Annotated in this window: 19 protein-coding genes; 8 read left to right on the plus strand and 11 right to left on the minus strand. The window is 44.9% G+C overall.

Annotated elements, in window-relative coordinates; genetic code table 11:
• Positions 1 to 51: 51 nt before the first annotated feature.
• The 5 genes from adeK to sdsA all read right to left on the minus strand — a co-directional run bounded on the left by adeK (position 52) and on the right by sdsA (position 9752).
• Positions 52 to 1512 carry a multidrug efflux RND transporter AdeIJK outer membrane channel subunit AdeK gene (gene adeK, locus FSC11_RS03905; RefSeq protein ID WP_163167712.1) on the minus strand — a complete coding sequence of 487 codons (1461 nt, stop codon included), beginning with the start codon at positions 1510 to 1512 and terminating at the stop codon, positions 52 to 54.
• Positions 1512 to 4691, minus strand: a complete 3180-nt coding sequence (locus FSC11_RS03910) for an efflux RND transporter permease subunit (protein WP_163165284.1) — start codon at positions 4689 to 4691, stop codon at positions 1512 to 1514. The genes adeK and FSC11_RS03910 overlap by 1 nt, the downstream gene beginning before the upstream one ends.
• A 12-nt stretch (positions 4692 to 4703) precedes the next feature.
• A complete protein-coding gene (locus FSC11_RS03915; RefSeq protein WP_163165286.1) occupies positions 4704 to 5972 on the minus strand; it encodes an efflux RND transporter periplasmic adaptor subunit in 1269 nt (422 codons plus the stop codon).
• 744 nt (positions 5973 to 6716) lie between these two features.
• Positions 6717 to 8759 carry a site-specific recombinase gene (locus FSC11_RS03920; protein WP_108675406.1) on the minus strand — a complete coding sequence of 681 codons (2043 nt, stop codon included), beginning with the start codon at positions 8757 to 8759 and terminating at the stop codon, positions 6717 to 6719.
• Between the two features lie 15 nt (positions 8760 to 8774).
• Positions 8775 to 9752, minus strand: coding sequence for an All-trans-nonaprenyl-diphosphate synthase (gene sdsA, locus FSC11_RS03925; RefSeq protein ID WP_005222954.1), 978 nt, complete (start codon positions 9750 to 9752; stop codon positions 8775 to 8777).
• 456 nt (positions 9753 to 10208) lie between these two features.
• Here sdsA and rplU point away from each other — a divergent pair, with 456 nt between their 5' ends.
• The 8 genes from rplU (at position 10209) to FSC11_RS03965 (ending at position 16552) form a co-directional block, all read left to right on the plus strand.
• Complete coding sequence (rplU, locus tag FSC11_RS03930) at positions 10209 to 10520, plus strand: 50S ribosomal protein L21 (RefSeq protein ID WP_004814860.1); 312 nt, start codon at positions 10209 to 10211, stop codon at positions 10518 to 10520.
• A 19-nt stretch (positions 10521 to 10539) separates the two neighbouring features.
• Positions 10540 to 10794, plus strand: coding sequence for a 50S ribosomal protein L27 (gene rpmA, locus FSC11_RS03935; protein WP_004814861.1), 255 nt, complete (start codon positions 10540 to 10542; stop codon positions 10792 to 10794).
• 240 nt (positions 10795 to 11034) lie between these two features.
• On the plus strand, positions 11035 to 11727 hold the full coding sequence (gene lolA / locus FSC11_RS03940; protein WP_005222953.1) for an outer membrane lipoprotein periplasmic chaperone LolA: 693 nt from the start codon (positions 11035 to 11037) through the stop codon (positions 11725 to 11727).
• A gap of 174 nt (positions 11728 to 11901) precedes the next feature.
• Positions 11902 to 12657 (plus strand): DUF3298 domain-containing protein, encoded by a 756-nt coding sequence (locus FSC11_RS03945; protein WP_163165288.1) that lies wholly within the window; start codon positions 11902 to 11904, stop codon positions 12655 to 12657.
• 100 nt (positions 12658 to 12757) lie between these two features.
• A complete protein-coding gene (gene serS, locus FSC11_RS03950; RefSeq protein ID WP_103799678.1) occupies positions 12758 to 14029 on the plus strand; it encodes a serine--tRNA ligase in 1272 nt (423 codons plus the stop codon).
• Between the two features lie 71 nt (positions 14030 to 14100).
• On the plus strand, positions 14101 to 15474 hold the full coding sequence (gene cysG / locus FSC11_RS03955; RefSeq protein ID WP_163165290.1) for a siroheme synthase CysG: 1374 nt from the start codon (positions 14101 to 14103) through the stop codon (positions 15472 to 15474).
• A 36-nt stretch (positions 15475 to 15510) separates the two neighbouring features.
• A complete protein-coding gene (locus FSC11_RS03960; protein ID WP_163165292.1) occupies positions 15511 to 15987 on the plus strand; it encodes a tRNA (cytidine(34)-2'-O)-methyltransferase in 477 nt (158 codons plus the stop codon).
• Between the two features lie 175 nt (positions 15988 to 16162).
• Positions 16163 to 16552, plus strand: coding sequence for a hypothetical protein (locus FSC11_RS03965; RefSeq protein ID WP_017401621.1), 390 nt, complete (start codon positions 16163 to 16165; stop codon positions 16550 to 16552).
• Between the two features lie 81 nt (positions 16553 to 16633).
• On the opposite strand, the gene FSC11_RS03970 is transcribed toward FSC11_RS03965, so the two are convergent.
• From FSC11_RS03970 to rpoD, 6 genes are all read right to left on the minus strand, one after another.
• Positions 16634 to 18025 (minus strand): APC family permease, encoded by a 1392-nt coding sequence (locus FSC11_RS03970; RefSeq protein ID WP_163165294.1) that lies wholly within the window; start codon positions 18023 to 18025, stop codon positions 16634 to 16636.
• A 269-nt stretch (positions 18026 to 18294) separates the two neighbouring features.
• The gene (locus tag FSC11_RS03975) at positions 18295 to 19479 is read right to left on the minus strand and encodes an iron-containing alcohol dehydrogenase (RefSeq protein ID WP_004814878.1); all 1185 of its coding nucleotides are present in this window, start codon (positions 19477 to 19479) and stop codon (positions 18295 to 18297) included.
• 1 nt (position 19480) lies between these two features.
• Positions 19481 to 20014 carry a hypothetical protein gene (locus FSC11_RS03980; protein WP_005222934.1) on the minus strand — a complete coding sequence of 178 codons (534 nt, stop codon included), beginning with the start codon at positions 20012 to 20014 and terminating at the stop codon, positions 19481 to 19483.
• 75 nt (positions 20015 to 20089) lie between these two features.
• The gene (lipB, locus tag FSC11_RS03985) at positions 20090 to 20749 is read right to left on the minus strand and encodes a lipoyl(octanoyl) transferase LipB (protein ID WP_163165296.1); all 660 of its coding nucleotides are present in this window, start codon (positions 20747 to 20749) and stop codon (positions 20090 to 20092) included.
• Positions 20750 to 20904: 155 nt separating this feature from the next.
• Positions 20905 to 21192: a YbeD family protein gene (locus FSC11_RS03990; protein WP_004814884.1), complete on the minus strand. Its 288-nt coding sequence runs from the start codon at positions 21190 to 21192 to the stop codon at positions 20905 to 20907.
• Positions 21193 to 21305: 113 nt separating this feature from the next.
• Positions 21306 to 23192, minus strand: coding sequence for an RNA polymerase sigma factor RpoD (gene rpoD / locus FSC11_RS03995; RefSeq protein WP_004891926.1), 1887 nt, complete (start codon positions 23190 to 23192; stop codon positions 21306 to 21308).
• Positions 23193 to 23345: the final 153 nt, after the last annotated feature.

The following is a 23345-nucleotide window of genomic DNA, read 5'->3' on the forward strand; positions in this document are numbered from 1 at the left end:
ATAAAAAAGCCCACCGAAGTGAGCTTTTTCAATAAGATCGAAAACCGAGACTTACTGCTGATTTGCCTGTTTACGTTCAGCTGTAGATGGCGGGTATTGAATCGTATCTGAGGTATTGGTTTTTAAACCACCACCCAGAGATTTGTACAATTCTACCTGGTTGTTCAGGTTCGCCTGTTCCAGCAATAACAAGCCTTGTTCGGCTGCATACGAAGTACGCTGTGCATCCAAGACAGTTAAATAGCTGTCGATTCCGGCACGGAAGCGGGCATTGGACAGACGATACGTCGTATTGGTTGCATCCACCAGACGACGTTGTGCAGCTAAACGGTCGCCAATGTTCTGACGCACTGCTAGTGCATCGTTGACTTCACGGAAAGCAGACTGAATCGATCTTTCATAATCAGACAGCGCGATTTGCTGGTCTGTTTCTGAAATTCTGATATTTGCTCTACGTGTACCCCAATCGAAGATCGGAATATCCAGACTAGGACCCAGCGACCAGACGAAACTTCCTGATTTAAACAGATCGCTTAAGTCAGCTGAAGCATAACCTGCTGAACCGGTCAGACTGATGGTAGGGAATAAACGGGCGCGTGCAGCAGCAATGTTGGCACCTGCAGCAGACAGTTGATATTCCGCAGTACGAATGTCCGGGCGGTTTACCAGCAGATCACTTGGAAGGCCTGAACCCAAAGCGGATGCTGTGGTAATGCGGGTCACTCGATCAGCTGGCAGTAAATTTGCTGGTACAGACTGGCCGACAAGTAGATTTAGCAGGTTTTGTGCCTGTGCTACCTGAGTCTTGTAGTTCGCTACATCATTACGTGCAGTTTCTACAGAAATCTGTGCCTGACGAACAGGAACTTCACTGTCGATGCCCACATCAAAACGTTTCTTGTTGAGGTTAAAAGACTCAAGCTGGGTTTGCAGGGTTTGATTGGCAAGCTTCAAGTTAGCATTGGCAAATGAATAATTTAACCATGCCTGTGCTACCTGACTGATCAGCGAGATTTGTGTTGCATCACGCGCACTCGCAGTGGCCAGATAAGTATCTAAAGCATTGTCTTTCAAACTGCGTACACGCCCCCAGAAGTCAAGTTCGTAGGCAGTCACACCTAGACCAACATTATAGGTTGTCGTTGCACCACGGCTTTGTGTACTCATGGTGTCCTGACGCAATACGCTGCCACTGGCACCAATCGTTGGAAGCTGATTATTTTCAGTGATCTGGTACGCTTGCTGCGCACGCTGAATATTCAGCGCTGCAGTACGTAAATCGCGGTTATTGTTTAAAGCTAAATCAATAACTTGAACCAAGCGTTGATCAGCAAAAAAATCTTTATAACCTTGCTCAGCAACGGAAGTGCCTGAGGCAGAACCGATATAGCTTTGCGGAATGTCGGCTTGTGCCACGGGCTCTGGGCCACGCATGCTTTGACAAGCTGTCAAAGCAAGCGCAAGTGCAGAAACCGCAATGCCACGACCTGAAACAGACCATACTTTATGCATCACGAGGTTTGCTCCTGTTTATTTTGTTGTTTTGGTTTGTACTTGAACACCGTCCGGATCCAGACATAGAAGACTGGAATAAAGAAGATACCCAACAGTGTTGAACTGATTACACCACCGAGTACACCATAACCTACCGAGTGCTGGCTACCTGCACCTGCACCTGAAGACAGAGCCAGTGGAAGTACACCAAAACCGAAGGCTAGAGTTGTCATGATGATTGGACGCAAACGCATTTTCGCAGCATGCATTGTCGCGTCAAACAGCTCTTCACCTTGTTCCTGAAGGTCTTTTGCGAACTCTACGATCAAGATCGCATTCTTCGCAGCCAGACCAATCACGGCAATAATCGCCACTTGGAAGTAAATGTTATTCGACAGGTTCGGATTTTGCAGCAGCACCATTCCTCCATAGGTCATGAGCAATGCGCCGACAATACCCAATGGCACCACCAGAAGTACCGAGAATGGAATAGACCAGCTTTCATACAATGCAGCAAGACACAGGAACACGATCAGTAATGAAAGGGCATACAGGAACGGTGCTTGAGCACCAGATTCACGCTCTTCTAAAGACAGACCTGTCCATTCGAAGTCGAAACCTTGCAAGCCCATTTCTGGTAACTTCGCTATGATCTCTTCCATGGCCACCATTGCATCACCCGAGCTGATACCCGGAGCAGGAGTACCCTGAATGTTCATCGACGATACGCCGTTATAACGTTCAAGACGTGGTGAACCATACACCCATTCGCCCGTGGCAAATGCTGAGAATGGCACCATTTCACCGCGATTATTACGTACATACCATTGGTCCAGATCTTCCGGCATCATACGTGAGCCAGCTTCACCCTGAACATAGACTTTCTTGACACGACCACGATCAATGAAGTCATTGATATACGAACCGCCCCAAGCAATACCCATGGTGCTGTTAATTTCAGCAACACTGACACCGAGTGCACCAGCTTGTGCATGATCGACAATGACACGGTACTGTGGGGTATCTTCCTGACCATTTGGACGTACACCAGCGAGACGCGAGTCTTGTGCTGCCAAACCCAGAATCGTATTACGTGCTGCCAGAAGTTGCTCATGACTTTGACCACTTGCAGCTTTGAGCTGTAAGTTAAAGCCAGCCGATACACCGAGTTCAGGCATCGCAGGAAGCTGCAATGGCATGATATAAGATGCATCTTTGACAATCATGTTCAACGCCATACCACGTTGAATAATGGCACCCACTTGAGCTTCCGGACTGTTACGCTCTGACCAGTCTTTCAGTTTAATAAACGCCAGACCTGCATTTTGACCCACACCGGTAAAGGAGAAACCTGCCACACTAAACACGGACTCGACATGCTCTTTCTCGTTTTCCAAGAAATAATTCGTCATGGTGTTAACCACGTTGTCAGTACGTTCCAGTGTTGCATTTGGTGGTAACTGAACCAGCGTCATAACGACACCTTGGTCTTCATCCGGTAAGAACGAAGAAGGCAGTTTCTGGAATAACAGCACAATAATACCCAGTACCACGGCATACACCACGCCTGAGAAAATCTTGCTGTGAGTCATACGGTTGACGCCGCCCTGATATTTCACAGAAACCTTGTCAAAACTGCTATTAAACCAGCGGAAGAAACGCGCAAAAATACCATTACTTTGCGGCTTGTTCGGATCATGCTGTTTCAGCAGGGTCGCACATAGGGCAGGGGTAAAGGTTAATGCCACTATCAGCGACAAGACCATTGCTGTGACCAGCGTAATCGAGAACTGACGATAAATAACCCCGGTGGTTCCACCGAAGAAAGCCATTGGAACGAATACTGCCGATAGCACCGAGGTAATACCAATCAGTGCACCAGAAATCTGTTTCATCGACTTTTCAGTTGCAGAAACCGGATCCAGATGCTCTTCCACCATGACCCGTTCGACGTTCTCGACCACAACAATCGCGTCATCGACCAGAAGACCAATCGCCAGTACCATGGCAAACATGGTTAGGGTATTAATCGAGAAGCCGAAGACATTAATCACGGCAAAGGTACCCAATACCACGACTGGAACTGCCATGGTTGGAATAATGGTAGCACGCCAGTTCTGCAGGAACAGGAACATGACCAGGAACACTAGAATAATTGCTTCGATCAGCGTTTTAACTACACTCTTGATCGACAGTTCAATAAATGGCGTGGTGTCAAAAGCTAGTTGGTCGACCATACCTTGTGGATAGTTGGGACGTAATTCTTTTAAGCGTTCTTCAACAGCCTGTGCCGTATCGAGCGCATTCGCGCCAGTGGCAAGTTTAATTGCTACACCACCAGCCGGTTTACCGTTAAACTTCGAATCAAACTGATAGTTATCTGCACCGAGTTCAACCCGTGCAACATCACCCAGACGGACTTGTGCGCCCGAAGTGGTGTTTTTCAGGAAGATATTGCTGAACTGTTCTGGAGTTTGCAGCAGGCTTTGTGCGGTGACAGTCGCATTCAGGACTTGTCCTTCAACAGCGGGTGCACCACCGAGCTGACCCACAGCGACCTGAGCATTCTGGGTACGGATGGCAGTCGCAATATCACTTGGCGTGACTTGCAGGCTCGCCATTTTGGCTGGATCAAGCCAGATTCGCATAGCATAAGAACCACCAAAGACCTCAACTTCACCCACCCCAGCCACACGGCTTAAAGGTTCAGAAATGTTCGAATTTACATAGTCTTTGATATCATCGGCGGTCATGCTGCCATCAGGTGAATAGAAAGCCAATACCTGCAGGAAGCTGGCGCCTGATTTGGTAACACGCACACCCTGACGCTGTACATCTTCAGGAAGAAGTGCAGTCGCAGACTGTAATTTGTTCTGGACCTGAACCTGTGCGATATCAGGATCGACACCTTGTTCAAAGTTCAAGGAAATAGACGAAGAACCGTTACCCGCACTGTTAGATGAGATATAACGCAGACCATCCAGACCATTCATTTGCTGCTCGATGATCTGAGTTACAGTATTTTCGACTGTTTCAGCAGATGCACCTGGATAAGTCGCAGAAATCGTGACTGTAGGCGGTGCAATGGTCGGATACTGGGCAATCGGCATTTTGGTCAGGGTCAAAATACCTGCCAGCATGATGACCAGTGCAATCACCCAGGCAAAGATAGGACGATGAATAAAAAATTGAGCCATAAACCTTACTCCTTATGCTTTGGCAGCAGGTTTTTGTTCAGATTGTTCTTTTGCATCATCCGCTTTTTGCGCTGCACCAGGTTGTTGGGCAGCAGGTTGTGCAGCACCCTGTGGTGCAGCAGCTTGAGGCTGGTAAGGTTTAGCCACGACCTGTTGTTCCGGTTTTACTTTCGCAATACCATCTACAATCACTTTATCACCCGGATTCAAACCTTCAGTCACGATCCAGTTTTGGCCTTGTGTACCCGCAGTAGTGACTGGGCGTGAGATTACCTTATTATCAGCACCCACTAACATTGCCATAGCTTGACCGGTAGGCGTACGTGTTAATGCTGCCTGAGGAATCAGGTAAGCATTTGGTACTTCACCCTGAACGATTTGCGCAGTAGCAAACATACCTGGTAGCAACAGGTGATTCTTGTTCGGGAATACTGCACGCAGTGTCACTGTACCAGTTTCTGGATTCACGCTAGCATCAGAGAATGCTAAACGGCCTTCAACCGGATAGATGCTGCCATCTTCCAGTTTTAACTTCACACGTGTGTTATTAGAGCTGTTCAGGTCACCTTTACTCAACTGCTGACGCAGACGCAGCAATTCCGCGCTTGACTGATTAATATCTACATAGATTGGATCCAGACGCTGAATGGTTACCAGCGGCTCTGGCTGGTTTGCAGTTACCAGCGCACCTGCAGTGATTGAAGAACGGTTAGTCTGACCAGAAATTGGCGCACGTACAGTTGAATAGCCTAAGTTAATTTGAGCATTACGCAATGTTGCACGGTTCGCATTCAAATCAGCTTCAGCCAGTTTAACCTGCGCTACAATGTCATCATATTCCTGCTTGGAAATCGCGTTAGTACCAACCAGTTGACGGTAACGACCTTCTTTAACACGTAACACGCCCAGATTTGCCTCAGCACGTGCAATTGCTGCACGAGCATTGTCCACTGTGGCACGGTTAGTACTAGAGTCGATTTCATACAGCGCCTGACCTTCACGGACATAGCTGCCTTCGCTGAATAAGCGTTTTAGCACGACACCAGTCGCCTGTGGACGTACTTCTGAAATCTCAAATGCTGTTGTGCGACCTGAGAGTTCAACAGACTGCTCAACGCTTTGTGGCTGTGCAACCAGCACACCAACTTCAGTCGGTGGCATTTGCTGTTGAGCACCAGCTTGCTGGCCCTCTTTAGGATCTTTGCTACAGCCAACAAGCGCGATACTTGTTGCTAATGCGCAAGCAGTCAGGGCAGGTGCCCAAAGCTTTGCAGACATCATTGTTCCACCTCGATTAGATTTTTATCTAAATTTTTTATTTGTAACTTATTGTATTTAAAAAATTAAATACAATGACAAGATCCAAATAAAACTTATACTCCGGTCGGCGATTACTTCTGGAGGAAGCTATATTCACCAAAGGTTTTTTAAAATTCTTATGCCCATCACACCATCAGTTTATGAGGAAGATATTGCTGGCTGATGTAAATCACCAAACGTCATAACTGGAATGGGCAATCTGTATTGTTCAATTTATGAAACATCCAGAAGGCCATACTGAGGCAATCAGAATTTTAAGTCGCCATTTGAGAATAAATCCTCCAAGAATTCCGATACATATAAAATTAAGTTTGCATACTTTTTATACCAAACTGGGGCAATACACCAGCAGATGGTTAAAAGTAATACAAATGGCATGCCATATAGGCACCTTATGGCTGCGGTCATTTAATACAGACAGATCTCTGTGCAGTACTTTATTTATTCAGCAATCAGCAAATCAAACTTGCTATAAACTGAATCAAGATGAACGAACACACTGAAAATCAAATAAAAAAACCGATAAAAAGCAACAAGTAGGGCATGCCAGATATCCTTGTTCTTTCTAACCGACATGATACCGGTTAACCGTCTGTCCTGAAGTGTACTTGTCAGTACACTTTTTTTCAAGTGTGCGTAATTTATACAAAATCCATATTTTTATTAGGTAATTCTGTTGATAAATCAACAAGAATTGTCTCAGTTTCAACCTTTGCTGGTTGTATGATTTTCGTCAATATCAACATCTTGCTTTGGTGGCCAGAAGAAATCGCTCGGTCGAGTCAGGAAATGGGTCATGACTAGTTTCGCCAGTGGTTTCCATTGTTCGAAACGCACCCGACGCGCACGTAATGCCACAATAATGGTCAGACTAAAACTGACAAACAGGTTAGTCAGACCAATCAGTAGAACACCTAGAAACGAAACCACCACCAGGCCGATATCAGGCCCATTAATATTTATTAGTCCTTGAATAAAGTTGGCCGAAGCAAAAGCAATATGACGAATATCCAGCGGCATACCGAGAATAAAACCAATGGTGCCCATACTGCCGAGCATGATCCCGAAAATAAAGTTACCCCCCAAGGCTCCCAAATTACGTTCCATATATTCGGAAAATTTGTTTAAGCGCTCTTGTCCCATCAGGTTAGCCAGACGGGCATGCGCTTTCAGGCGTGGTCCGACCTTACGATATACCGCCATATTGTCAAAATAACCTGCGAGCAGGCCAGACAGGAACAGGCAAACCCCGGCAATCGCAGCATGTGGAATCGCAAGTGAAGTAAACGGATTCAGGTCATGTAAGGTCTTGGCCGCTTTGGCATGATTCATTAAAGGTTCATGAAGGGCTGCATCCCACATAAAGGTCAGCAAGGCAGCAACGGGTATGGCAATCGAAATATTTCCCAGAATTGCTACGAACTGGGTTCGGATAATATTTACAATCAATGCAGCCAGTTCAGCAATCTGCGCGGTTTTAGAGCCTTTACGTTGCTGTACGGTAGAAGCCAGTGCAGCTGCGGTCATCGCGGGCTGTTTGGTTGCTACAGTGAAATGCAGTACATGGATGAGCATAAAGCCCAGTGAGTAATTCATGCTGTAGCTAAAGGCTTGCATGAGCGGTGCCATGGTGACACGTGCCATGAGTATCTTCAGGGTAGCCATAGTGGCAATAATAACCCCGGCACCCGCTGCGGCCTTATACATGGCCAGGAAGCCCTGCTTGTCGGTACTTACATAATGCTCTCCAGTTTTGGAAGCATTCTCAGTCACCTGTAAAGCCAGTAATTCGCTGTTGGTCGCCAGCAGGGAGCGGACACTACGTTCACTATAAAGTGCTTCAGTAATATCTACCAGAAAATACCCCATAGATTGATAACGTAACTGGTCATCATCCATAATCATATTTAGCAGAATTTCAATCCGTTCCAGACATTGTTCCAATAGCGCCAGCATGTAGGTCAAACTGACACTTACACCAATGCGTTTGGTGGAGCGGCGAATTTTCGCGACGACATCATGACATTGCTCCAGCATCACCATTGCCTGAGAAGCGTCTGGTGGCAGGATTGAATCCACCAGTTCTACATTATTAAAGCGCTTCTTATATTCCTGAATAAATTCATTGATCTCACGGTTCTGAATCAGAAAAGGTGATTCATATTCCATCAGTTCAGGCTGGGCATTGATAAATTCAGGATGCAGGGCAATACCACTGACGCGATATGACAGGATAGTCAGTGCCTTGATCAGTTCATCTTTAATCCGGGTTTTTTCAGGCTGATTAGAATGACCCTGATTCATCACGCTAAACAGTCGCAGCCAGTCTTCATCGGCTAGATAGTCGAGCCAGTAGCGGTCACTGCGTTCATGAAATACCCGACGCATCAGTTCCTGCAGGCTTTTATCATCCGGAATCATGGGTAGAATATGTGCACCAATACGCTGATTGAGCTGATTCCAGAAACCGTCCAGGGATAAAATACCTGTATCAGAAAACAGGCTGGTCTGTTTGTAGCGGTTAATCACGCGCAGCACAAAGGTCTGCAAGGTAGAAACCGCATTAGGAGTGATCAGTAAAGACTGTAAAAATGCCTGAAATTTTTCTTCGATTTCTTCGGTATTCTTGCTGTCTATTGGTCGTATACGATTCACGAGTTCAATTAACAGGTTTTCATCCAGCTTTGCCTGAGGCTGCTCAAGCTGTTGCTGCATGCTTTGGAAAATATCGAGAAATTTAATATGCATAGGCGAGGTGGGTATCTATTGGATGCGATGAAGCGCAAGTTTGGCCAGGTTAATCAGCGCCTGACGGTATTCAGAATCCGGCAGTAGATCCAGTGCAGCGATCGCAGCTTCGGTTTCTTCAGTCGCACGCTGACGGCAGTAATCCAGAGCACCGGATGCATTGACAATATGAATCACCTGTTCAAGGTGGTCAGTACCGCCCGTTGCAATGCTCTTACGCACAATCTCGAAGTCATCTCCAGAGGTATTCTTCAGTGCCGCAATCAAAGGTAAAGTCGGTTTACCTTCCATCAGGTCATCCCCGATATTCTTGCCCAGTATTTCTGCATCTGAGGTGTAATCCAGAATATCGTCAATGATCTGGAATGCATTTCCAAAGTGACCGGCAAAAGTTCGTAGCGGGGCACGGAACTCTTCTTTACCAGTTAGGATGGCAGCACCTTCAGTCGCCAGTTCAAACAGGCGAGAAGTTTTACCATGAATAATATTTAAATACGTTTCTTCAGTTGTTTCAGGCTGATGTTGCGATTGCAACTGCAATACTTCACCCTCGGCAATTTCACAGGTACCAGTTGAGAAGTCCTTGAGTAAGACCATATTGTTCAGATCAACCAGCAGGTCAAAGGCACGTGAGATCAGGAAGTCACCGACCAATACGGCAGTCTGGTTATTCCAGGTCGCATTCGCAGTTGGACGGCCACGGCGCAGGCCAGACTCATCCACGACGTCATCATGTACCAGCGTTGCAGTATGTAGCATTTCAATGATCGCCGCGAGTTTACGATGCTGATCCAGATCATCTGCGCCACAGGCTTTGGCTGCCAGTAAACACATAATCGGGCGCATACGCTTGCCACCGGCTTCAACCACATGTTTGCTCACTGCCATGACTAAGGCAACTTTTGAAGTAATCCCCTCATTAATGAATGTGTCCATCGCAGCAAAGTCATGTGCCACAGGAGCGAGAATATCTTGCTTAAAGTCGATGGTCATGTGAAAGGAAACCTCTAGTTTGGTAAATCTCAAGTCGGTAGTTTAACAATTTATAACATCCATGAAACATAAGAAACGTACAAACTCCACTAAAAATCAGTTTTTTATGATGAATATAATCCATCCAGCCTGATTCTGGTGGCTGACTGTACTCTATCGATTTACCTTTACGGATCATGTGATCCGAAATTTGTGGCTCAGTATACTACTCAAAAATAACCGTCCGGCTCTGTTGATTTTTGTAGCAAAAAATTGCATGAGTGTCTGATTTTACTAAAATTAGTATAATCTCAAAGAGATGGATAAATGCGTTCATCAATATTTCTATAAAATGGCTTGTTGTTTATACGAATATCCCTTAAAATCTTTGCCCTTGTATAACCCCCAGTGGCGTACGTTTTAAGACCGGTATATCCCTTTATCGGCACGACGACACGGGCATATTTGGAGTACATTATGTACGCAGTAATCCAAAGCGGTGGTAAACAGCACCGTGTAGTTGAGGGTGAAACCCTTAAAGTTGAATTATTGAAAGCTGAAACTGGCGCAACTGTTACTTTTGATGACGTGTTGATGCTTGTAAACGGTGAAAGCATTCAAATCGGTGCTCCAGTGGTAGCTGGCGCTAAAGTAACTGCAGAAGTAGTTAGCCATGGTCGTCACGACAAAATCCGCATCATCAAAATGCGTCGTCGTAAGCACTACCGTAAACAACAAGGTCACCGTCAATGGTTTACCGAGTTGAAAATTACTAGCATTTCAGGCTAATTACTAGGAGTAATGAGACATGGCAACTAAAAAAGCCGGTGGTTCGACTAAGAACGGTCGTGATTCGAATCCTAAGATGTTAGGTGTTAAAGTTTACGGTGGTCAAACTGTAACTGCAGGTAACATCATTGTTCGTCAACGTGGTACTGAATTCCACGCTGGTGTTAACGTAGGTATGGGCCGTGACCATACTTTATTTGCTACTGCTGATGGCGTAGTAAAATTCGAAGTGAAAGGCCAGTTCGGTCGTCGCTACGTATCTGTTGAAGCATAATCTGCGACAATAGAAAAAACCCACAGATTCTGTGGGTTTTTTTATGCTTGAAGATTGACGAGTCAGTCTGAAACATATGGCTGAAGAATAAACGGTGGTCTTCATCATGATGAACAAAAGCAGGGATTTTGCATTAATAACAATACAAAACTTCTTATTTTCTATCATCTTAGTTTTTGAAATTCGTTTAAGATGAGCCATTAGATAAATAGCGATATGCAAATACAAAAAGGTGAGATTATGAATATGCTTCGTAAAACTGTATGTGCCATAACAATCGGTGCGGCAACACTGGCTCCTGTCATGAGCACGACTGTATTTGCCGCAACTGCAGCGACGGAGCAGCAAGCCACTGCCAATCTGGTGAAGCAGCTCAGTAATATCCGTAGCTTAACGGCAAACTTTGAGCAAACCACCAAGATTACCAATCCGAAAGCAACTCAGAAAAAGGGTTTGAGCGCCCAGCACATGAACCAGACCTTTCGTGGTGTGATGAAAGTGCAGCGTCCGGGTAAATTCTATTGGGAAACCACGGCACCTTCGAAACAGACAATTGCTACCACAGGAAAAACTGTCTGGATCTATGACCCAGACTTGCAGCAAGCCGTTCGTCAGAGCCTGGATGAACAAGTCTCCAATACACCAGCATTATTGCTCTCTGGAAACACCAACCAGATCATGCAGTCTTATCGTGTGACACAGCCAAACAAAGGCAAGACCTATTACAAGCTGTATCCAAAGGCAAGTGATGGTGTGTTTGAAAGCCTGACGATCAGCTTTGGCGCTAACAAGGCACCGAGTCTGATGATTCTGGAAGATTCATTGGGTCAAACCACTTATATCAACTTTAGCAATGTGAAAGTGAATGCCAGTATTCCGGCATCTACCTTTAATTTCACACCGCCTAAAGGAACGGACATTATTGATCAATAAGCATCAATGTCAGCAAAATAAAAAAAGCAACCTTCGGGTTGCTTTTTATTTGCCAATAATAGAAATGGATTTGGAGACATTACAAGGTTTGTCTATATCTAGAGATTCAGGCGTTTTAGAATAATCAAAAGTCAAGTCAATTAAATTATGAAATTTCAGTTGCTTAGGATTAAAATGACTACATTTAAAACCGGCTGGATCAGCTGTATTTTATGTTTAAATGTGGGGTTGTTTGCCTGTCAGCCTCAAATGTCTTCAGTCAATGCATCTGCGCAAACAGAAGAAGCAGGGCAAATACAATCCAAAACCATTCCGGTTAAAGGTGTTAATCAGGTCGTGTGCGAAGTAGAGAGTTGTGTGCGCTTTGATCTGCAAACTGTAGATACCAATATGGCTTGGATTGACCAGTATTTTCTAGAGCGTATGCAGCGTACCGAGCCAGTTGCCTTTCGCACAGTAAGCAGTGATAAAATCAAAGCAAAGGATCAGCCGAAACTTTTTGAGCAGCGTTCTATTCAGGTCAGTTACCTGAATCAGTATGGTCATCTGGCGACTTTTATATTCAAAACTGCTCATCAGCCTAGACGTGCAGCACAGCCACAATCTCATACTGAATACGTCAATCTGGACCTAAAGCAAAAGAAGCGTCTGGCTCTTTATCAAATTATGCTGGGCAATACTGAAGGAAAGTTAAAACAAAGCTTGTATCAAGAAAACAAAGACTGGTTGGATCGTGCCCAAATAACATCAAAGCAATTGGAATTAAGTGATAATTATTATTTTGACAGACAAGGCTTGGTACTGATTTATCCAGCAGGTGAGTTAAGCAAGTCGACAAGTGTGATGGTAGAATTAAAAGTACCTTATACAGCATTAAACCGGATCATCCGACCTGAGTATTTATCCATTTTGCCAAGAACAACCCCTTAAATATTGTGCTAATAAGGCGCAGCCATTCACCAGGTCACTGTATTTTTTGCCGTTAAGAGCTTACACTATAGCCAGTTTTTTTCTTATCTAAAGATTGGCTATGATCGACCCGAAATTACTCAGAAATAATATTGAGGCTGTAAATTTAGCCTTGGCAAAACGTGGTGTTCAACTGAATGTCGAAGAGTGGGCATCACTTGAAGCTCGCCGTAAAGAAATTCAGTCTAAAACTGAATCGCTACAAGCTGAGCGTAATGCGGGTGCGAAACAAGTTGGCCAAATCAAAAAAGCCGGTGGCGATGCGTCTGAAATCATGGCACGCATGTCTGCAATTGGTGATGAAATCAAGGCAGCAGAAGCAGCACTGGCTGAATTGCAAGCTGAACTGGAAGAAAAATCCCTGTCTATTCCAAACTTACCAGATGAATCTGTTCCTGAAGGTAAAGATGAGTCTGACAACGTGGAAATCCTGAAATGGGGTACACCACGCGAATTTGATTTTGAAATCAAAGACCATACTGACTTGGGTGAAATGATGGGCGGTCTGGAATTTGAAACAGCAACTAAATTGACTGGTTCACGTTTCAGCGTTCTTAAAGGTCCTTTAGCGCGTCTACAACGTGCGTTGACTCAATTCATGCTGGATACGCACACCACCAAAAATGGTTATACCGAAGCCTATGTACCGTATTTAGTAAATGCTGATTCGCTACGTGGCACAGGTCAGTTACCCAAATTCGAAGAAGACCTGTTCAAGCTGCAAGGCGAAAAAGAATTCTATTTGATCCCAACAGCTGAAGTGCCAGTAACCAACTTCGTACGCGATGAAATTATTGATGCCGACCGCCTGCCATTGAAATATGCTGCACATACGCCATGTTTCCGTAGTGAAGCGGGCTCTTATGGTCGTGATACCCGTGGCCTGATCCGTCAGCACCAGTTTGATAAAGTTGAAATGGTTCAGATCGTAAAACCTGAAGATTCTATGCAGGCACTGGAAGACTTAACTGGTCATGCGGAAGGTATCCTGCAAGCTTTAGGCCTTCCATACCGTAAGATCATTCTATGTGGCGGTGACATGGGCTTTGGTTCAACCAAGACTTATGATCTGGAAGTTTGGGTACCAAGCCAAAATACCTATCGTGAAATCTCTTCATGTTCAAACATGGGTGATTTCCAGGCACGTCGTATGAAAGCGCGTTACCGTGCCGATCAAAAGAAAACTGAATTCGTGCATACCTTGAATGGTTCAGGTTTAGCAGTGGGTCGTACCTTACTTGCTGTGATGGAAAACTACCAACGTGCAGATGGTTCAATTGAGATCCCTGAAGTATTACGTCCATACATGGGTGGTGCAACTTACATCGACTAAATATCGGTGTATGCACCAAAATGTGCATGAAAATTGCTTAGACAGTCAGATCTAAATATTTGAGGCTTTTCGTGGATATTTTCCCAATCTCGTTAAAGTTGCAGCAGCAACCCTGTCTGATTGTCGGTGGTGGACATATTGCGTACCGGAAAGCGGTATTGCTACAGAAAGCAGGCGCAGTTATCTCGGTAATTGCACCTGAAATTGAAGCAGCTCTGCTTGAGATTGTTCAAGCAACTGGCGGCCAATATGTTCAGGCACCTTTCAATCCTGAAATTCCATTACGCTCTTATCGTCTGATGATTGCAGCGACTGATGATGCTGAAGTCAACCGTCAGGTCTTTAATGCCTGCGAAGCTGAAAATGTTCTGGTGAACAGTGTAGATGATCCGCCGCATTGCCGCTTTATGGTTCCGGCGATTATTGACCGTTCACCGCTGGTGATTTCTGTAGCCAGTAATGGCACGTCACCGGTGTTATCCCGTCAGATTCGTACCCAGCTAGAAACCACCATTCCACATGGTATGGGTAAACTGGCTGAATTCTCAGGTAAGTGGCGTAGCGCGGTAAAAGCCAAGATTGCTAATCCAGATGAACGCCGTATTTTCTGGGAAGAGCTTTATGCTAGTCCTTTGAAAGAACAGGTGTTTAATGACAATCTGGCTGAAGCTGACCATCTGATTGAACAGGCGCTACTGGAATGGCAAAAGCCAAAAGGTGAGGTTTATCTCGTTGGCGCAGGTCCTGGTGATCCAGAATTACTAACCTTAAAAGCCCTACGCCTGATGCAACAGGCGGATGTGGTGATTTATGATCGTCTGGTCTCTGCACCAATCATGGACTTGTGCCGCCGTGATGCAGAGAAGATCTACGTTGGTAAAGCACGATCTAATCATGCAGTGCCACAAGAAGGGATCAATGCCTTACTGGTAAAATATGCCAGTGAAGGTAAGCGTGTCTGTCGTCTGAAAGGTGGTGATCCATTTATCTTTGGGCGTGGTGGTGAAGAGATTGAAGAACTGTTCGCTGCGGGTGTGGCTTTCCAGGTGGTGCCAGGTATTACCGCGGCTTCTGGCTGTTCAGCCTATGCTGGTATTCCACTGACTCATCGTGATTATGCGCAAAGTGTACGTTTCCTGACAGGTCATTTAAAAGAAGGTTCACCTGAGCTGCCTTGGAGTGAACTGGTCTATGAAAACCAGACTTTAGTGCTGTATATGGGTTTGGTTGGGCTGGAGAAGATCTGTGCGCAACTGATCGCGCATGGCCAGCGCCCGGATATGCCGGTGGCCTTAGTGTCTAAAGGCACTACACCTGAGCAAAAAGTAGTAATTGGAACGCTCCAGAATATTGCATCTAAAGTCTCTGAGCACCATATTCAAGCACCAACTTTGACCATTATCGGTGAAGTGGTGCGTTTACGTGAAAAACTTAAGTGGTCGTAAACGACCACTTAACTCCCCCAAAAGTAGAGAAAAGCTGTGATCCATGTTGTTTTATATGAGCCTGAAATTCCTGCCAATACAGGTAATATTATTCGCCTATGCGCAAATACGGGAGCACAGTTGCATTTGGTCAAGCCGCTGGGCTTTGAACTGGATGACAAGAAGCTAAAACGTGCCGGTCTGGATTACCATGAATATGCCAATATGCAAATCTGGGAAAATATTGAAGAATGTCTGGCAGATTTAGCTTCTCAAGGCATTGGTACAGATGCGGTCTATCCATTGACAACTAAAGGTTTTGAAACCCCACATACTTCAGACTTGAATCGTCCTGTGGCTTTGTTGATGGGGCCGGAAACACGTGGCCTGCCAGAAAATGTGCGTATGATGTTCCCGAAAGAACACTGGATCCGTCTGCCAATGGCTGAAAATTCGCGTAGTCTGAACCTATCCAATGCGACAGCAGTGATTGTGTACGAGGCCTGGCGTCAGCAGGGGTTTAAAATGCTTTAATTAGTTTCTTTTTTTAAGAAAAGCTGCTAATTGGTGGCTTTTTTTGATTTGTGTAACAAGGCTTGTGCATTGGTTGGTCATTGGGCTTATCTTCGGTATAAATAATTTGAGAACACAAAAAAAGGAAAAGAACTTGAATAAGGGGTGGATTACAGCAAGTTGTGCGATTGTATTAATGTTTAGTGGAGCAAGCCAGGCACAGCCAGAACCACAACAGCCAGCAGAAGAAGTAAAACCGCTCACTCAGGAGGAAATCAGGCAGGGTATGGCAGAGATGCAGCAGCAACTGAATGAGCGTATTGAAGCTTGGGGTAAAACCCTCAGCAAAGATGATTTTGAATGGAGTTGGCGCGGAAGGATTCTGAATCAACCAAAACGTCAGGAAGTCTGTAATATCTTCCAGGGTGTGGTGAATGAAACCTATCATCTGGCTGTACAGAACAAGGCGCGTTTGAGTCCTGAAAGTCAGGAGGTTTTAAAAAATCGTAATCTATTTATCGAACGGCTTGGTTATAAAGACAATATTGTTGATACCCGCATGGGCTTTAACTGTCGTCTAAAATGATTTTGAACTGAACTAAAAAATAAACAAGTCAGAACTAAAAAAGGCGCATCAAGCGCCTTTTTTATTTGAATAAGAAGGATATTATTTATCATCAAATTCATTGTGCTGAGGAGCAGGGTGCTTGAAGCCTTTGGTCTTATAACCCAGGTACAAGATACCGCCAAATGCCCAGATCAGACCGTATTTAAGCGAAGCTTCGTCGACTTCTAGCCATAATGCAAACACTGAAATGAAGCCAAGTAAGGGAACGACGACAAAGTTCATGATCTCTTTAGCACTCTTCGTGCGGCCATCACGCAGTGCATAACGTGAAATCACCGACAAGTTGACGAAACTGAATGCAGTTAACGCACCAAAGCTGATCAGTGACACGACAAAGTCAAGATCCATGAAACCAGCAGTTAAAGCAACTGCACCAGCGATCAAGATATTGTATGACGGTGTGTAGTTTTTCGGACTAATGTGACCAAAGATTTTTTTGTTAATTACGCCATCACGACCCATTACGTACATCAGACGAGACACACCCGCATGCGCTGAAATACCGGAAGCCATAACTGTCACAATCGCAAAGTAAAGTACCACTGTCTTAAATGCCACACCACCTACTGCTTGTAAAATATCAGGCTGTGTTGCAGCGATATCTTCAAAGTAGGTTTTTGGATCATTCGGGAAGAAGATCTGCATGAAGTAAGTACTGATGATGAAAATGATACCCGCTATTAATGCAGTCAAGAAAATCGCTTTAGGCAAAGTTTTTTCAGTATCTTTGGTTTCTTCAGCCAGTGAACTTAAAGAGTCAAAACCTGTAAAAGAAAAGCACAGTAAGGTTGCACCGGTAATCAAGGCAGCAACAGAGGTGAACTCATTCCAGAATGGCTCTAAACTCCATAATTGATACTTTGCATCGACTAATGTGCCGTCTGCATTTACACCACCTTCCAGAAGTTGGTAAACCATCCAGGTGAAGTATGCAATGACGCCCAACTGTACAAATACAATCATACTGTTGAAGTTGGCAACAAATTTTGCACCGCGGAGGTTAATCGCAGTCATGAACACTGTTAAACCAATGACCCAGACCCAATGATTCATATCTGGGAAAAGTGCTTCCAGATAAATCACAGCCAAGATGATATTGACCATCGGTGATAACAGGTAATCTAGTAATGATGACCAACCCACCATGAAACCAACATTCGGGTGGATGGATTTTTGGGCATAGGTATAGGCCGAACCCGAAGATGGGTAGCGACGAATCATATGACCATAGCTCAAAGAGGTTAACAAAATTGCAATCAGTGCAAAAATGTAAGAGGTAGGAACGTGAAAGTTACTTTCTTCAGATACCAGACCAAAAGTATCAAACAAGGTCATGGGTTGAATATAAGCTAAACCGATAATAATGATGTGCCAGAGTCCCAGCGTTTTTTGCAGTTTAGCTGCCGATTGAGTCCCAGAGAAATTTGTCAACGGCGTTATCCTCTTAATCGTTGATCAAGGATCAGTCATATTGAATAAGGATCGTTTGAGACGAACGATCCCCCCTACAAATTAAGCAAAAGCGCGCCAATCTACTCTAGAATGAACATTTTTGCTAGCAATTTTTTTGAGATTACTACAGCATGAAATATGCCAAAATTATCATGATTGATGATGAAATTTTCATGCAAGATAAAAGCCTGATGCTTAAAAAAACACCAGGCTCTAAATTTTCGCTATATTCGCTTATTTTTCAGGAATTACCAAGCTTTTTTTAAGATGGTTTTCAAATCTTCCAGCGTGGCTTCTTTCGGATTATAAATGATGGAACCATCATTTAATGCTTTCTCGGCAACTTCATCCAGTTGTGCCTCAGAAACCTTACCTGTTTCACTTAATGTACGTGGTAATTTAGTCAGGGCATAAATACGGTCACGCATCGCTTGAATGGTTGCAATCGCTTTATCGGCACGCAAATGCCCCGGGGTCTGTGCATAGATATCCGGGCCAGCCAGTGGCAGAAGCAGCTCTGCAATCTTGCCACCATTCACTTCCTTGTTGTATTCCAGGACATAAGGCAGGAACAGGTTCATACATAGTCCATGCGGCAAGTGAGCCACCGCACCGAGCGCATGACCGAGTGAATGCACCAGACCAACCATCGAGTTCGAGAAAGCGATCCCAGCCATGGTAGAAGCTTGTGCCAGTTCCAGACGACCTTGAGCATCAGACGGATTATCCAGCACCTTAAACAGATTCTCACTGACTTTCTTCACTGCTGCTGTGGCATAAGCATCTGAAATCGGATTGGCTGCCATACAGGTATAGGCTTCGACCGCATGGGTCATCGCGTCCATTGCAGTCATTGCAGTTAAATGCGGTGGCAAAGTCTGGGTCATACGTGGATCAAGAATTGCAGCATGCGGCATCAGATAATAAGATGCGAACGGCATTTTCAGGTTCTTTTCAGTATCCGATACCACTGCAACCATGGTTACTTCAGAGCCTGTTCCAGACGTGGTTGGAATCACGAAAAATGGTTTTAAGGGCTTTGGCAGGTTATGTGCGCCAGAATATTTAAGCAAGTCATCACCACCTTCAGAGACCAGAATGTTGGTCGCTTTTGAGGTATCGATAACTGAACCGCCACCGATGGCAATAATCGCATCGCAGTTATTGTCACGATATAGTTGTGCAGCACGACGTACTGTACCTAAGCTCGAATCGGGTGGGACATCATCAAAAATCGCTGCAATCTCTGCATCCGTCGATTCAAAAGCAGCTTCAATCGGTGCAAGCAGATTATTGGCACGTACGCCTTTATCGGTAATGATGAGTGGACGTTTGGCACCTAATGTCGAGAGTTCAAACGGAATATGTTCGAGCGCAGCATGACCGGCAATCACCTTGACTGGACAGAAAAATTCATAATAAGGCTTGGTCATGTTAGGCACTCCGTTTCAAATAAGATTGAGCAATTTTTAAATAGATGCTGCTTGCTTCAGTTAATTTTTCTTTCAGGCTGAGATTGCTTGGATATTCTTTGACAGCCAGTTGTGCCACCATTTTCGGCAAAATCAAGGCTTCCATTTTATTCAGACAACGCACCAGACGAATAGCATAAGAGATATCACCATCGGCAATCATGCGGTCATGGGCAAAGGCCTGTGAGGTACTTTCCTGAAATGAAAAGACCAAAAAGGCATGATGCAGATGCTTAAAGGTGATCGTAAGGTCAGGCGCAGTGTCCATAGATTTCACGAGTTCAAGTTGCTTCTCTTCAGTAACCCGGGCAATAAATGCCGGGCCGTGGGGGAAGACTTTCATGGAAAGACTGAAATTCGCCGGAAACTGGGCAACTTCCTTTTTGATTTCTTCATCGACCTGGCTTGCCATGACTAAGCCTCTGCCAATCACATCCATCATGAGTTTGACATAGGCCTGTTGCAAAGCAGGTTTAACGGATTTAGTTGCAATCACGTGATGATCCCTACCTGGAATATTATTAGTTTAGAGTAATTACTCTAATTTATTTATTGTTGAAATGCAAAGGTTTTATCTTTGCTCGACGCTAACGTCCTTAAAGTAACCGCTGCTGGTTAAAGTTTCAATAATTTCGACACACAAGTCAGCAAATTTTGGCGGGTTGTTGACCAAGTCGTTAATGCGGACCATTTCCAGTCCTGCATAGCCACATGGATTGATGGTATGGAAACCTGTCAGGTCACAGTCAATATTCAAGGAAAGACCGTGATAGCTGCGACCTTTACGGATTTTAAAGCCGAGGGAACCAATCTTACGTTCATTGACATAGACACCGGGTGCATCTGGTTTGGCATAGGCTTCAATATTATGCTTCTTGAGTAGCTCAATCATCAGGTTTTCGGCATAGGACACCAGCGTACGGACATTCCAGCCAAGACGGTTCAGGTCAAACATAAAATACGCCACCAGCTGGCCCGGACCATGCCAGGTCACTTGACCGCCACGATCGGTCTGAATTACCGGGATATTGGATGGCATCAGAATATGTTCCGGCTTACCTGCTTGCCCTTGAGTCAGGACATCATGGTGCTGCAAAATCCACAACTCATCCGGGGTGTTTTCATCACGGTTTTCAGTCAGGGCTTTCATTTCCAGAAAGCGGTCTTCATAGGGAGTCAGGTCATTATATTGACGAATAATCAGGCAGGGTTTTTGAACCGCATCAGTCACAGTGTGCGTCCTTGGAAAGATAAAAAAATACTGCCAATAATTATAATGATTTCAAGCCGTGATAGGGGAGTGATTCACAGTAATTCTCAATTACCAATTCACAGATATAAAAAAACACGCCCTGAAGCGTGTTTCTTATTACGGCCTGAGCTGTCTTAAAGCGCAGTTTTGATCAAAGGACAAGCAGCCAGATCTGCATAAACAGCATGTACCTGTTCAAGTTCAAGGAAACGGAGCTGTGCAGTAATCGAATGATATTTACCTGTACGTGAAGGCGTAACGGTCATTTTACTGCCATCAAATTCAGGAAAATGCTTTACAAAGATCTCATTTACGGCCTGATGCAACTCAATACCAGCAAGGCCAATCAGTTTGATCGGATAGTCCATCGGGAACACCCAGAGATGTTCCTGTAATTCGCGAGAAGGTGTACGGTCTAACATGGTAGTCCCTTTATTTGAAACGCCTGCAATCATGCAGGCGTTTGGGTCTGTCTTGGCTAGTTAAAATGGAGACCCTGAAACAAATTTCAAGTCTCCAGAACAAGCATCAAATCTTAATCATTCTCAAGGAATGAACGCAGGTGTTCAGAACGGGAAGGATGACGCAGCTTACGTAAGGCTTTCGCTTCAATCTGACGGATACGTTCACGGGTTACGTCGAACTGCTTACCTACTTCTTCCAAGGTATGGTCAGTTGGCATGTCGATACCAAAACGCATTTTCAGGACTTTCGCTTCACGTTCAGTCAGGTTTTCCAGTACTTCACGCGTCGCTTCTTTCAGGCCTTCTGACGTTGCCGCATCCACAGGAGAGGTGATGTTGCTGTCTTCAATGAAGTCACCCAAATGCGAATCTTCATCATCACCGATCGGTGTTTCCATCGAAATCGGTTCTTTGGCGATTTTAAGTACTTTACGAACCTTCACTTCATCCATTTCCAGACGTTCGCCCAGTTCTTCCGGAGTTGGTTCACGGCCCATTTCCTGAAGCAATTGACGAGATACACGGTTGATCTTGTTAATGGTTTCGATCATGTGTACTGGAATACGAATAGTACGTGCCTGGTCCGCGATTGAACGGGTAATCGCCTGACGAATCCACCAGGTTGCATAAGTCGAGAACTTGTAACCACGACGGTATTCAAATTTGTCCACGGCTTTCATTAGGCCGATGTTACCTTCCTGAATCAGATCCAGGAACTGCAAGCCACGGTTGGTGTATTTCTTCGCAATCGAAATGACCAGACGTAAGTTCGCTTCAACCATTTCTTTCTTGGCACGGCGCGCTTTCGCTTCACCCACCGCCATACGCTTGGCGATGTCTTTGATGTCACGAACTTTCAGGTCAAGTTCTTTTTCAATGTCTGCAATCTTTTGCTGGAATGCCAGCACGTCAGGGCGTACTTTTTCCAGATAAGCTTTTTGATCGGCAGGTGCTTTCGCAATTTGCTCATCTAACCAAGCTGGATTAGATTCCTGACCCGGGAAAGAAGTACGGAACTGGGTACGATCCATACGGCCACGACGGACTGCATAACGCATTACTTCGCGTTCTGCACTACGGATCTGGTCGTGGGTACCACGAATCATTTCAGAAATGATATCGAATAGGCGCGGTGTGAACTTGAACATCATGAACACAGTAGCTAAAGCTTGCAGTGCTTCTTCTGCTTCTTTGCTGTTGCGGCCATGCTTTTCAATGACAGCCTTGGTATTTTTCCATGCATCTGAAAGTTCAGCAAAGCGAACTTTAGCGATTTCTGGATCTGGACCTGAGTCACCTTCAGAATCGTCATCACTGTCAGACTCTTCTTCATCTTCCTCATCATCCAGTTTTACATCTTTGGTTGACTTGGTAGTTGCTTCTTCATCTTCTTCGATGTCAGCGACTTCTTCCAGCACTTCTGGAATATCATCATCAGTTTCAGGGTCTAAATAACCTGAAAGCAGGTCGGCCAGGCGGCGTTCGCCAGCTTCATAATCTTTGTATTCTTGTAGTACAACTTCTACGGCATTTGGCCAGTAAGCAATGGAGTGAAGAACGTCACGGATCCCTTCTTCAATACGTTTTGCAATGCTGATTTCGCCTTCACGCGTTAAAAGTTCAACAGTACCCATTTCACGCATATACATACGTACTGGGTCAGTTGTACGACCTGGCTCATTTTCTACAGATGCAAGTACTGCTGCAGCTTCTTCTTCTGCAACTTCATCGGCAGCTTCTGCAGTATCCTCAAACATCGCATCATCAGATTCAGGCGCGCGATCATGTACCGGAATGCCGACGTCATTCAACATCTGAATGATATCTTCAATCTGTTCACTTTCTGTGATTGAGTCCGGGAGATGATCGTTAACCTCAGCGAAGGTTAAATAACCTTGTTCTTTGCCTCGGCTAATCAGAGCCGCTACTTGCGAAGTAGGGGAAGTCATATCGCTCATCTTTGCTTACTCTTCGTTGAATCTGTGACAGTAAAAAATCGTACAACTCTGCACGACTTAAGCTCATTAAATTTAGTGAATAGCCTACATATTTCATCAGAGTATTCAGCATCAAGGCTGTCTGACAAAATATTTAAAATGAAATTCAGTAAT

The organism is Acinetobacter schindleri (assembly GCF_010918895.1).
Lineage (GTDB): Bacteria > Pseudomonadota > Gammaproteobacteria > Pseudomonadales > Moraxellaceae > Acinetobacter > Acinetobacter schindleri.